The organism is Ruegeria sp. AI2, from assembly GCF_056541275.1.
The window spans coordinates 907,734-919,890 of the sequence record NZ_JBQFYB010000001.1; the positions used below are offsets into that span (position 1 = coordinate 907,734).

Annotated in this window: 11 protein-coding genes; 1 reads left to right on the forward strand and 10 read right to left on the reverse strand. The window is 58.5% G+C overall.

All coding sequences use genetic code 11. The features are described 5' to 3' along the window. Positions 1 to 108 precede the first annotated feature (108 nt). Positions 109 to 1,266, reverse strand: a complete 1,158-nt coding sequence (locus ACR0LL_RS04520) for an RsmB/NOP family class I SAM-dependent RNA methyltransferase (protein ID WP_480584302.1) — start codon at positions 1,264 to 1,266, stop codon at positions 109 to 111. 93 nt (positions 1,267 to 1,359) lie between these two features. After that, positions 1,360 to 2,808: an IMP dehydrogenase gene (guaB, locus tag ACR0LL_RS04525; RefSeq protein ID WP_480485596.1), complete on the reverse strand. Its 1,449-nt coding sequence runs from the start codon at positions 2,806 to 2,808 to the stop codon at positions 1,360 to 1,362. 217 nt (positions 2,809 to 3,025) lie between these two features. Between guaB and ACR0LL_RS04530 the strand changes: the two genes are divergently transcribed. Then, entirely contained in the window at positions 3,026 to 5,071 is a 2,046-nt protein-coding gene (locus ACR0LL_RS04530) for an ASKHA domain-containing protein (RefSeq protein WP_480584303.1), read from the forward strand. Positions 5,072 to 5,124: 53 nt separating this feature from the next. On the opposite strand, the gene ACR0LL_RS04535 is transcribed toward ACR0LL_RS04530, so the two are convergent. Genes ACR0LL_RS04535 through ACR0LL_RS04570 form a run of 8 tightly spaced genes read right to left on the reverse strand, consistent with a single transcriptional unit; the run spans position 5,125 to position 12,148 of the window. Beyond that, entirely contained in the window at positions 5,125 to 6,231 is a 1,107-nt protein-coding gene (locus ACR0LL_RS04535) for an alpha-hydroxy acid oxidase (RefSeq protein WP_480584305.1), read from the reverse strand. Then, a complete protein-coding gene (gene comE, locus ACR0LL_RS04540; RefSeq protein ID WP_209503877.1) occupies positions 6,231 to 6,785 on the reverse strand; it encodes a sulfopyruvate decarboxylase subunit beta in 555 nt (184 codons plus the stop codon). Before comE ends, ACR0LL_RS04535 begins: the two co-directional genes overlap by 1 nt. Further along, positions 6,782 to 7,288 carry a sulfopyruvate decarboxylase subunit alpha gene (gene comD, locus ACR0LL_RS04545; protein ID WP_480537898.1) on the reverse strand — a complete coding sequence of 169 codons (507 nt, stop codon included), beginning with the start codon at positions 7,286 to 7,288 and terminating at the stop codon, positions 6,782 to 6,784. Before comD ends, comE begins: the two co-directional genes overlap by 4 nt. 46 nt (positions 7,289 to 7,334) lie before the next feature. Continuing rightward, positions 7,335 to 7,745, reverse strand: coding sequence for a universal stress protein (locus tag ACR0LL_RS04550; RefSeq protein ID WP_480505127.1), 411 nt, complete (start codon positions 7,743 to 7,745; stop codon positions 7,335 to 7,337). 23 nt (positions 7,746 to 7,768) lie between these two features. Beyond that, positions 7,769 to 8,749 (reverse strand): alcohol dehydrogenase catalytic domain-containing protein, encoded by a 981-nt coding sequence (locus ACR0LL_RS04555; RefSeq protein WP_480584307.1) that lies wholly within the window; start codon positions 8,747 to 8,749, stop codon positions 7,769 to 7,771. After that, positions 8,746 to 9,507: an SDR family NAD(P)-dependent oxidoreductase gene (locus ACR0LL_RS04560; RefSeq protein WP_480584309.1), complete on the reverse strand. Its 762-nt coding sequence runs from the start codon at positions 9,505 to 9,507 to the stop codon at positions 8,746 to 8,748. The genes ACR0LL_RS04555 and ACR0LL_RS04560 overlap by 4 nt, the downstream gene beginning before the upstream one ends. Beyond that, positions 9,500 to 10,807, reverse strand: coding sequence for a histidinol dehydrogenase (gene hisD, locus ACR0LL_RS04565; protein WP_209503872.1), 1,308 nt, complete (start codon positions 10,805 to 10,807; stop codon positions 9,500 to 9,502). Before hisD ends, ACR0LL_RS04560 begins: the two co-directional genes overlap by 8 nt. A gap of 12 nt (positions 10,808 to 10,819) precedes the next feature. Continuing rightward, on the reverse strand, positions 10,820 to 12,148 hold the full coding sequence (locus tag ACR0LL_RS04570; RefSeq protein WP_267366028.1) for a TRAP transporter large permease: 1,329 nt from the start codon (positions 12,146 to 12,148) through the stop codon (positions 10,820 to 10,822). Positions 12,149 to 12,157 lie beyond the last annotated feature (9 nt).

Below are 12,157 nucleotides of genomic sequence, written 5' to 3' on the forward strand. Positions count from 1 at the left end.
AACGGCTCGGGCACAGGTTTTTGCGGTAATAACAGGTAGAATTGGTTAACACTCGCCTAACGGCGTTAAAAAACAAGTTAGCTACCCAAGGTTGTATTTACCGAAAGATCAGCGCGTCAAGTGTGACGTAAAGAACCCGTCGGACCCGCGCGTTACCTGCCATGCCTGCCGGAAGGTTTCACGCCAGCCCGCATGTTGCGCCAGAAACCTGTCGACAACCGCATCGTTCTCGTCGGCAAGAACCGAACATGTTGCATATGCCAGCACTCCACCTGCTTGGACCAACGGCGTGATTTGTGCAAGAATGTCAGCTTGGATGACCGTGAGATCTTGCAAACGGTCTTCAGTCAATGCCCATTTACCTGCCGGTGCGCGCCGCCACGAACCGCTGCCGGAACACGGGGCGTCGGCCAAAATGACGTCAAAAGGCCCGTGATTGGCAAGATCTGCGCTTTTCAGGATGGTTATTCTGGCCCCGGCCCGTTCTGCCCGCGCTGGAATATCCTTCATTCGGCGCGCGTTCACATCATGAGCGTAAACCTCGACACCCTTGTTCGCAGCAATCGCAAGCGACTTGCCACCGCCCCCAGCGCAATAGTCCAAAACGCGCATTCCAGGGCGCAGATCCAAGGAAGCAACAACCGCCTGACTTGCCGCATCCTGAAGCTCGACCAAACCCTGAGCGTATGCCTGGCTTTGCGCAATCCGACGCGCGCCCTCTGTCACCTCCAGAGCGGTTTCACATATCGGCGTTGGACGGGCTGAAATACCGTCGGTCGCCAAAGCATCAATCGCCCGGGTTACATCCGTTTTCAACAAGTTGACCCGCAGAAAAACCGGAGCGCGTTCCTGCAATGCCAGTGCGCAAGGAACGGCGGCATCATTCAAGGATGAGACGAGCTTTGGCCACAGCCATTCGGGAAAATCATATCTCTCGGCTTCGGATGCAAAATCCCTTGATACTTCGTCATTTTGAAGGGCTTCGGGCGCGTGGCGGTCGCCGGTAAACAACTCAACCGGATCTTCACCCGATGCGCGAATGGCGCCGATCATCAGGCCGCGACCAGCTCCGGAACCACCCAACGCAGCAAACGAGCGTTTGCACCTCAAAGCGTCAAACACATGATCGCGAATAGCTGCCCGATCCTTGGAGCCCGCAAACCTGCTGCGCCGCGCCCAGCCGGTCAGCGCCTTTTCAACCGGGGCCCCGGCGAGAATTTCATCCAGAATTTCAATCGAGGCCTGAACGCGGGCAGCAGGTGTCATCACGGATTACCTTGGCTGAAAAAGGCCGTGACAGGCCAATCCAAAATCACTACGGCACCCCGTGCTAGGGTGCCGTATGTCATGCGCAACGGCTTACATCACCCGGTAGTTCGGGCTTTCACGTGTGATCTGAACATCGTGTACGTGGCTCTCTTTCAGACCTGCGCCCGTGATCTTCACGAATTGGCAGTTTCTGCGCATCTCTTCGACAGTCGCGCAGCCGGTGTATCCCATCGCAGCGCGCAAACCACCAACAAGCTGGTGGATCACTGCACTGGCTGATCCTTTGTAAGGAACCTGCCCTTCGATCCCTTCGGGTACCAGCTTGTCATTTGCCGCGTCCTTCTGGAAATACCGATCCGCCGATCCGCGCGCCATCGCGCCAAGACTGCCCATACCGCGATAGGATTTGAACGACCGGCCCTGATACAGAATGACCTCACCCGGGCTTTCGTCTGTGCCCGCGATCATCGAACCCACCATGGCGCACGACGCACCGGCGGCAATTGCCTTGGCAAAATCGCCCGAAAACTTGATGCCACCATCCGCAATGACCGGAACATCCCCCGCCGCGGCGGCACAATCACTGATCGCGGTCAACTGAGGGACACCAACGCCCGCCACCATGCGTGTTGTACAGATCGAGCCGGGGCCAATACCCACCTTGATGGCGTCAGCACCTGCGTCGATCAGCGCCTTGGTCGCCTCGCCTGTAGCAACGTTTCCGGCAATGATCTGAACCTCGTTCGACAGGGTTTTGACCCGTCTCACCGCATCCAGCACGCCCTGAGAGTGACCATGCGCCGTATCGACCACAATGATATCAACGCCCGAAGCTACCAGCTGCTCGGACCGCTCAAAACCCGCGTCTCCAACCGAAGTCGCGGCAGCCACTCGCAGGCGGCCAAGCCGGTCTTTGCACGCTGTTGGGTTCAGAACCGCCTGTTCGGTGTCTTTCAACGTTAGCAGACCTGTAAGTTTTCCCGTGCCATCAACCACAAGCAATTTTTCGATACGACGGGCCCGCATCAGGCTTTTAGCCTCTTCCAGATCGGCGGGTTCTTTCAGCATTGCCAGGTTTTCCGAGGTCATCATCGCCTTGATGGGTGTGTTGTCGGAATTGGCAAAGCGCATATCCCTGTTGGTCACGATACCAACAACGCGGCCATCCGCGTCAACTACCGGGAAACCGGTAAAATTATAGCGCTCGACCAGAGCCTTCGCATCGGCCAGGGTTTGATCCGCGCGCAAGGTAACAGGGTTGTAGACGATACCCGACTCGAACCGTTTGACGCGGCGAACTTCGCGAGACTGCTCTTCTACGGAAAGGTTCTTGTGGATGACCCCGATACCGCCTGCCTGTGCCATGGCAATGGCCATGCGCGCCTCGGTCACCGTGTCCATGGCCGAGCTCAGCAGCGGGATGTTCATGGTAATCTCACGCGTGACACGCGTGGTGGTGTCCGCTGTTGCCGGCAGCACTGAAGATGCGGCCGGAACCAGAAGAACGTCGTCGAAGGTGAGTGCCTCACGAATCTGCATCTGAATACCCCATGCAAAAGCCCGTTTGGCGGTGACCCTATTGCATGGATTGAACCAAAGGAAAAGCCCTTGGAGGCAACTCTGTGGCTCCAGTTGACTATACAGCCGAAGAAAACGACGCATGCCGTGCAAATCGTGCCGCTGATAGCCCTTTCCCTTTGCGCTCAAACCCATATCTTGCCGGGAAAACGCGCGAACACAAAAAGGCATGTCACTCATGACCAACGACCCACTTGTCGTCTTTACCCCGTCCGGCAAACGCGGGCATTTTCCTGTCGGCACGCCCATTCTGACCGCAGCCCGCCAATTGGGAGTGGATCTGGATTCGGTCTGCGGGGGCCGCGGTATCTGTTCAAAGTGTCAGATCACCCCAAGCTATGGCGAGTTTCCCAAGCACGGCGTCACGGTGGCCAAGGATGCGCTGAGCGAATGGAACGCGGTCGAGCAACGTTATGACGACAAGCGCGGCCTGAAACCCGGTCGTCGTCTGGGCTGTCAGGCCTCGGTTCAGGGCGATATCGTGATCGACGTGCCGCCGGAAAGCCAGGTGCATCGTCAGGTCGTTCGCAAGGCCGCCACGGCACGCGCCATCACCATGGATCCGGCAACGCGTCTATATTTCGTGGTGGTGGAAGAGCCCGACATGCATTCGCCAACCGGCGATCTGGAGCGCCTTGAACGTGCGCTGCGCGAGCAATGGAAAATTGACGCGGCCACGGCGGACCTATCGCTTCTGTCCAAGCTGCAACCGGTTCTGCGCAAAGGCAAATGGGAAGTCACTGTGGCCGTTCACAAAGGCCACAAGGACAGCGTCGCACGCATTGTCGAAATCTGGCCCGGCCTGCACGAAGGCGGGTTGTATGGGCTGGCCATCGACCTAGGCTCAACTACGATTGCGGCTCATCTGACCGACTTGGAAACCGGCGAAGTTAAAGCGTCATCAGGTCTGATGAACCCGCAAATCCGCTTTGGCGAAGACCTGATGAGCCGTGTTTCATATTCCATGATGAACCCCGGCGGGGATCGGGAAATGACAAAAGCCGTGCGCGAGGCGATCAATGATCTGACCACCTCAATCGCCGAAGAAGCCGGCATTGACACCACGCTGATCGTTGAAACGGTGTTTGTCTGCAACCCGGTCATGCACCATCTACTGCTGGGTCTGGATCCCGTCGAGCTGGGTCAGGCGCCCTTTGCCTTGGCCACGTCCGAGTCGATGTCCCTGCCCGCACGTGAGATGGAACTGACCACCATGAACCCCCGCGCGCAGGTCTATATCCTGCCTTGCATCGCGGGCCATGTGGGCGCGGATTGTGCGGCGGTTGCCCTGTCCGAAGAACCCGGCAAATCCGAGGACTTGGTTCTGATCGTCGATGTGGGCACCAATGCCGAAATCCTGCTGGGCAACACCAGCCGCGTTCTGGCCTGTTCCTCACCTACCGGGCCTGCTTTTGAAGGCGCTCAGATCAGTTCTGGCCAGCGCGCAGCACCCGGCGCGATCGAGCGGATCGAAATCGATCCCCTTACCAAGGAACCCCGCTTTCGCATCATCGGGTCCGAGAAGTGGTCGGACGAAGACGGCTTTGACCTTGATGTCGCCACCACTGGTATCACCGGTATCTGCGGCTCGGGCATTATCGAAGCTGTGGCCGAGATGCGTATGGCCGGCCTTCTGGATGAAAGCGGCCTGATCGGATCGGCCGAGCAGACTGGAACGGCCCGCTGCATCCCCGAAGGCCGCACACACGCTTACCTGATTCACGATGCCAGCGCCGAAGGTGGCCCCCGCATCACTGTCACGCAGGGCGACATCCGCGCCATCCAGCTGGCAAAATCCGCGCTTTATGCTGGTGCGCGCCTTCTGATGGACGAGATGGAAGTCGACAAGGTGGATCGTGTGGTTCTGGCCGGTGCCTTTGGCGCTCATATCTCGACCAAGCACGCCATGGTTCTGGGCATGATCCCTGATGCACCGCTGGACAAGGTCACCAGCGCGGGTAACGCCGCTGGTACAGGTGCGCGGATTGCGCTGTGCAATATCGGATCACGCGCTGAAATCGAACGCGTCGTGCGCGAGATCACCAAGATCGAAACCGCAATTGAGCCGAAGTTCCAGGATCATTTCGTGGCCGCCAACGCGATCCCGCACAAAACCGATCCATTCCCGGAACTGGCGCAGGTTGTCACGCTGCCCAATCCAAGCTTCAACACGGGCGGAGAAAGCGAAACAGGCGGTGGACGCCGTCGCAGACGTCGCGGTTAAACCAGCAAAGGAACGACTCGCAGGTACGCCTCGGGTCGTTCCCAAAACTGGTTTCAGGTTACGCGTCGCACCTCGTTAAGCGAAGAAACGCCCATCTGCGCCATGGCAATACTCATTTCATCACTCAGCACAGACCACAGCTGCTCAAGCCCTTCTTCCCCTTCTGCCGCGATTGCAAATTGCAGGATGCGGCCGAAGAAGGCAAAATCTGCCCCGTTTGCCAACGCTTTCAAAACATCCTCGCCCGAGCGCAAACCGCTGTCGTAAAACAGCGGATAATCCGGACCGACGGCGTTCCGAATTTCTGGCAATACGGCAATCGGCGCTGGCGCACTGTCCAACTGGCGCCCACCGTGGCTTGAGACCTGAATGGCATCGACACCTGCCGACCTGAGGCTCAGCGCGTCCTCTGCATCCAGAACGCCCTTGACCACCAGTTTCCCGGCCCACTGGTCGCGCAGACGGGCCAAAGTCTCCCAAGTCGCCCTGGCCCGGCTTTCCCGGCGATCAAAATCATATCCGTCCATCAGGAAATTCGCCATTTCGGGCTTACCCCGCAGCAGCGTCGACAGCGACCACCGCGGATGAAGCGCAAAATCAAGCACCTGTTTCGGACCCATTTTGAACGGCATCCTGAACCCATGGCGCAATTCGCGCGGGCGACGCCCCACTTCGGGCACGTCAACCGTCAGTACCAGCGTTTCGTACCCCGCAGCCTTTGCGCGCTCGACCAGCTTGAACGTGCCACTGCCATCGCCGCTGAAATACAGTTGAAACCAAGCATGTCCTTCTGCCTCGACAATCAGGTCTTCCAACGGGGTCGATGCGACGGTTGAGACCCCAAGCGGCACCTCGTACCGCGCCGCAAGACGTGCCAGCATCAGATCTGCACCGGGGGCCGACAGATTGCACATACCCATCGGTGCGATTCCAAACGGGCGTTGGGTCGACCCGCCAAAGACGGAACAAGCCAGCGACCTTTCACTGACATCTTTCAGAATCCGAGGGCGAAGGATCAGCGCATCCAGTGCAGCCCTGTTTCGGGCTGCGCCAACCTCGGCCCCGGCAGACCCATCGATATAGTCAAACACCATCCACGGCAGACGCCGCCGCGCCAGGCGGCGGGCGTCTTCGGAACTGTGGATAGCGCTGGATAGCATCAGGCCTGTACGGCCTTCATGAACCGGTCGCGGATCACCACCGGATCCATAGTGATAACAGGCATCTTGGCGTTTCCGCTTTCGCACTTGGCCACGATGATGGTCATCTGTTTCGAATCCAGCGCTTCTTGCAGCACGCGGCCGGTGTCTTCGGCCTGACATTCGATTACTCGCTCGCATCCCGCGGCTTCCGCCATTTTCGCCAGAGAGGTCTTCTGCCCGGCATAAGTCGGCTGATCCCCAGTGGACCCGTAAGAGCCATTGTCGACGATCAACAGGATATAGTTGTCCGCCACGTTATTGGCGATGGTCGGCAAGGTACCCAGATTGGTCAGGACCGACCCGTCCCCATCGATCACGATAACCGGCTTGGGCTGCGACAAGGCCAACCCCAAGCCAATAGATGAGGCCAGCCCCATCGTGCCCAGCATGTAGAAATTGGTGGGCTGGTCGTCGATGGCGTGCAGCTCCTGGCTTGGAATGCCAATGTTACAAACAACGAGCTGATCGCGCAGGATCGGAGCGATTTCTTTCAGAATTTCAGAGCGGATCATTGGTCGCCATAGCCTCCCCAGAAACTGGCATCGGTCAGAATGGCGACCGGTTTGTTGCACATAAAGGTGTATTTGAGGATCGCGTCGAGTTCCTCAACATCTGACTGATGGTGGAAGTGATAAGTCGGGATATTCAGCTGAGCCAGCAGCGCTTTGGTATGCACAGCCATTTCAACCTGGCAGGCAACCGGTTCGCGCAGCTCTCCGCGATAGGAAATCAGCATCGGCAATGGCATGCGATAAAACTGGATCAGTGTCGCCAGTGTGTTAATCGTCACACCGATTGCGGTGTTTTGCATGATGATCGCGGGACGCTTGCCGCCCATCCATGCCCCGGCGCACAGGCCCATCCCCTCGTCTTCCTTGTTGGACGGGATGTGATGGATGCCCTCTCGCTGGTCGATTTCAGCGATGACACCCGCCAGTTGCTTGCACGGGACGGTGGTGACGAACGAGATATCGTTGGCCACCAGATCGTCGGTTATCTTCTTGTCTATGTTCATGGTCGGGCTGTTGGTCCTGTTGGGGCGCTTGGCGCGATTAAGGAAATCAGGTTCTGCGGTGCACATGTACAGCGCAGGGGGCATGACGAACAACGCGTGACGCTGTCGATCCCAGAAAGTAGTCGCTCAGGTCCGGTTTGTGCGAACCTATAACAATGCAGTCCACATTGTTGCTGGTCGCGTAGTCAATGATGGTGCGGGCGGTGTGTCCTTTGATAATTTCGGCTTTCACACCATCCAGCCCGTCAACTTTTTGCAACAATGCCCGCCTCGCGCGTTCGAACCCTTCGGCCACTGCGGATTTGTCGAGATAGGCGCTGACTGATCCCTGTGGCATTTCGTAGACATGCAATCCGATGATCTCGGCCCCGTTTTCGGACAAGGCACGCGCGACCTCCAGCGTATGTTGTGATATGCCGTGATCCAAAGCCATCGGGACCAGAATTTTCTTATACATGGTGGCCTCCAGTTCTGTCAGGTTTATCCCCAGGGTCTCAGGATAATCTTTGGTGCGGCTACAGAGCCAGAGCGGATATCGCGAAACGCCTGCGCGCCATCGGCCAGTGCACGCTCATCAACCCAATTCAGGGCGCCAAGACGGCCGTCAAAGATCGCCTGAGCCGTGTCGCGGAAATCCTGCGCGGTGTAGGTGTAGGTTCCGATAAAGGTGATCTCCTGCAAGGTCATGCGACGCACGTCCAGACCTCCGGCATCATCACCCAATCCGACATGCGCGATCACGCCACCCGGCGCGACCAGGGCCGAAGCGACCGACCGTGTCGCGGCATATCCAACAGCATCAACGACCAACGGGAAAGACCCAGTAGGCGCATCCACAAGTGCAAAACTTTCGATTTCCGCCAGATAAGTCCGGCGCAACGCGTTTGGTTCCGCGATTGTAACGTCTTCAATACCCTGCGCCCGCAGGGCCAAGGCCGCCGCAAGGCCAATGGCCCCTCCGCCAATCACCAAGGCGCGGCGGTCCATCGCAGAATGCAGAGCCTCGATCCCCAGTCTGACTGCGTGCCAGCTTACAGCCAGAGGTTCAGCCAGCGCAGCCTTGGCGAAAGGGACATCATCGGGCACGTCGACAAGATTTCTGCCTGGCATCGAGACATATTGCGCGAACGCCCCTTCGCGCGGTGGCATCGAGATGATCTGGCGGTCCGGGCACAGATTCTCGCGACCCGCCCGACATGCCGCGCATTGGCCACAGGTTACCAGCGGGTTGATCGTCACCCGGTCACCGGCGCGGATACCATCAGCTATGACACCGGCTGCCTCGTGCCCGAGGATCAGGGGCGCTGGGCGACGTGCATCATGGCCCAGATAGGCGTGCATGTCCGATCCGCAGATGCCAACCGCCTCGACCCGGATCAGGTGTTCCGATGCGCCCGGTTCGGCATTCGGCACATCGTCAAACACCATGTGTTCAACACCTTTGTAAACCAGAGCCTTCATTTGGCAGTAAACCCTCCGTCAACCATCAGAACCTGTCCCGTGACATAGTCAGACGCCCGAGAGCATAAGAACAGGATCGGCCCGTCGATATCCTGCATCCGCCCATTGCGTCCGATACAGGTTTGCGCGGCGTTCCGTTCCGCGCGCTTGGGGTCGTCGAACACAGCCTGCGTCAGTTCGGTGGGAAAGAACCCCGGTCCGATGGCGTTGGCGTTTATGCCAAAGGGCGACCACGCCTCGGCCATGGCGCGTGTCAACTGCCCGATCCCCGCTTTGGACGCGCCATAGGCGATACCACCTGGAAAAGCGCGCGTTGTTTGCAGCGAGGCGAAATTGACAATTCGCCCCCACCCCTTTTCCTTCATTGTCGGCACCATGGCTTGGCTAAGGAAGAACGGCGCGCTCAGGTTCAGGGCAAGCGTGGCGTCCCACCCCTCAGGAGTAACATCATCGGCGGCCTCACGCGTGTTCAGCCCAGCCGCATGGACCAGAATGTCGGGGGGGCCAAACTTGGAAGCGACGGCCTGTGTCAACGCATTTACCCCATCTCGATCTGCAACGTCTTCAACAACCGTTGCAGCGCGCGCGCCAATCTCGGCCTGCATCTGCGCCAATGCCTCGCCGCGCCGGGCCACGCCGACAACACGCGCACCTGCCGCGGCAAGAGTCCGTGCCACTTGCCGCCCAAGTCCCGAGCTGGCACCGGTGATACACGCCACCCGGCCAGTCAGGTCAAACAATGAGCGCGGGTCATCCATCGGCGGTCAAGTCGAATTGCTCGTCCGGGAAATACTTTGCAAGACGCACATCTGCGGCACGGGCGTGACCTTCCATTCCTTCCAACCGCGATATCCGCGCGGTCGCTTCGGCGATGGGCTTTGACCCTTCGCGGGTAGCCCGCTGCCACGTCACGATCTTCATGTATTTATGGACACTCAGCCCGCCAGTATAGCTGGCCGCGCCCGAGGTTGGCAGAACATGGTTCGTACCGGTCGCCTTATCTCCGTATGACACGGTTGTTTCCTCGCCCAGAAACAGCGATCCGTAACAGGTCAGCCGTTCCAGCCACCAATCCAGATCCTCAGCCTGAACCGTTAGATGCTCAGGTGCGTATTCGTCGGAACAGGCGGCCATCTCTTCGCGATTGGAACAGACGATAACCTCAGCATAATCGCGCCATGCGGCCGAGGCGTTTTCGCGGTTCAATTCCGGCAGATCGGCGATCAGCGCAGGCACCAGTTCCATCACCTTTTGCGCAAGGTCGCGATCATCGGTGACCAGCCAGACCGGCGAGTTGTATCCGTGCTCGGCCTGACTGACCAAATCGGTGGCGACGACATGCGCATCGGCGGACTGATCGGCAAGGATCAAACTGTCGGTCGGACCTGCGATCATGTCGATACCAACCTTGCCGTAAAGGATGCGCTTGGCTTCGGCCACGAACTGATTGCCGGGGCCCACAAGGATGTTGGCGCGCGGTAGACCAAACAGGCCGTAGGTCATGGCGGCAACGCCCTGCACGCCCCCCATGGCCAGAATGCTGTCGGCCCCGCAGATATGCGCCGCATAAACGATGGCAGGCGCGACCCCTTCGCCGGGACGCGGGGGCGAGCACGCCGTGATGTGGCGACATCCCGCAACTTTCGCGGTGGTCACTGTCATAATCGCACTGGCGATGTGGCTGTATCGCCCCCCTGGCACGTAACACCCTGCAGCATCCACTGGAATTGCCTTCTGCCCAGCAACGAAGCCTGGCACAATCTCGGTCTGGACGTCCGAAACGGTGGCTTTCTGCGTCTCGGCAAAGCGCCTGACATTGTCGTGGGCGAAACGGATGTCGGCTTTCAGCTTTTCGGAAACTTTTGCACAGGCGGCCTCAATCTCAGCCGGGGTCAGCAAGACATTCCCTTCGTACTTGTCGAACTTGGCGGCGTATTCTCTTGCCTTTGCATCACCGCCCGCCTCGATATCGGTCAGAATTGTCTTCACCGTATCATGCACCTCTGAGGCGTGTGATTGAGCCGTTAAAGTTGCCTTTTTCAGATATTCACGAGGCATGTTCAGCAGGTCCTATTGGTAGATTTCAGGTAGCAATGTTGTCGACACGGCTGGCACGTAGGCGATCAGGATCACCACGATCAGCATGGTCAATACGAAAGGCACGGCTCGGGCGGCAATCTTCAGAATGGATTCACCGGTAATGCCAGATACGACGAACAGGTTCAGCCCCAGCGGCGGGGTGATAAAACCCACTCCCAGCGCGGTGATCATCATGATGCAGAACTGTATCTCGTTCATGCCGATATTGTCCGCCAGTGGTTTCAGGATAGGTGCTAGGATGACGATATTCGGCGTCGTCTCCATGACGCAGCCCGCTGCGATCAGGATGCCGATCATCAACAGGATCAGCAGATATGGGTCGTCTGTCAGCGAGGTCACCGAAGTGACAAATCCCTGAGGAACACCCATGATCGCCAGCGCCTCGGCCAGCGGAGCTGAAAACGCGATGATCGGCAGGATCACCCCGTTCACCTTTGCAGAGCTGACCAGCATCGACGGAAAATCCGCCAATGTCAGCGTACGCAGGATGAAGCCCATGATGATGGTGACGACAACAGCCGTGGCACCAGCCTCAGTCGGCGTAAGTCGGCCCGAAAAGATTCCATAAAAGATAATCCCCGGCACGATAAAGGCATACCAGCCAGACCTGAGCGCCTTGCCCAGATTGGCCAACCACTCCCCCATGGTCATCATGCCGCCGCCTTCGTATGCATAAAGGCGGTTCATGATGATGTTGGTGATCAGGATCGACACCAGGATAGCCAGACCCGGGATCAGGGCGGCCAGAAAAAGAGTCGATGCGGAAATACCCAGCACAAGGCCGATGATGATATAGGCGATCGAAGGCGGTATCAGGATGCCGGTGCAGGCACCGGCCGCGACCAGAGCACACGCGTAGGGGCGCGGATACCCGCTTTCCACCAACCGGTTGATGGTCATCCTGCCAACCGCAGCAGCCCCGGCGGCGTCCGATCCCGAAATCGCGGCAAACATTCCGCAGACCAGCACCGTGGCCGATCCGAAGCCGCCCTTGGCGAAGCATGTCAAAGCCTCGGCAACATCCAGAAACTTGCGTGACAACCCCGTCCGAACCAGAACATCCCCGGTCAGGATAAACAGGGGCACGGCAGTCAGGGCAAAAGCGTCGATGCCGGTAAACAGGCTCTCTCCGACAAGGCTGAGAGGAAGGTCACCGGACATGATCAGCATTACGATCGCAGCCGTTCCAATGGCCGCCCAAACCGGTACGGCCAATGCGATCAGGGCAACAAACAGGATCACCGGCAGATAAAAATCCCAGCCCAGTTCAACGGTTTGATTGAGGGAGTTCCAAAGCATCCGGTCTCT

Bases quoted from the DNA above. Each gene is read 5' to 3' on its own strand.
- ACR0LL_RS04520 (WP_480584302.1), bottom strand. From the start codon at position 1,266: ATGACACCTGCTGCCCGCGTTCAGGCCTCGATTGAAATTCTGGATGAA.
- guaB (WP_480485596.1), bottom strand. From the start codon at position 2,808: ATGCAGATTCGTGAGGCACTCACCTTCGACGACGTTCTTCTGGTTCCG.
- ACR0LL_RS04530 (WP_480584303.1), top strand. From the start codon at position 3,026: ATGACCAACGACCCACTTGTCGTCTTTACCCCGTCCGGCAAACGCGGG.
- ACR0LL_RS04535 (WP_480584305.1), bottom strand. From the start codon at position 6,231: ATGCTATCCAGCGCTATCCACAGTTCCGAAGACGCCCGCCGCCTGGCG.
- comE (WP_209503877.1), bottom strand. From the start codon at position 6,785: ATGATCCGCTCTGAAATTCTGAAAGAAATCGCTCCGATCCTGCGCGAT.
- comD (WP_480537898.1), bottom strand. From the start codon at position 7,288: ATGAACATAGACAAGAAGATAACCGACGATCTGGTGGCCAACGATATC.
- ACR0LL_RS04550 (WP_480505127.1), bottom strand. From the start codon at position 7,745: ATGTATAAGAAAATTCTGGTCCCGATGGCTTTGGATCACGGCATATCA.
- ACR0LL_RS04555 (WP_480584307.1), bottom strand. From the start codon at position 8,749: ATGAAGGCTCTGGTTTACAAAGGTGTTGAACACATGGTGTTTGACGAT.
- ACR0LL_RS04560 (WP_480584309.1), bottom strand. From the start codon at position 9,507: ATGGATGACCCGCGCTCATTGTTTGACCTGACTGGCCGGGTGGCGTGT.
- hisD (WP_209503872.1), bottom strand. From the start codon at position 10,807: ATGCCTCGTGAATATCTGAAAAAGGCAACTTTAACGGCTCAATCACAC.
- ACR0LL_RS04570 (WP_267366028.1), bottom strand. From the start codon at position 12,148: ATGCTTTGGAACTCCCTCAATCAAACCGTTGAACTGGGCTGGGATTTT.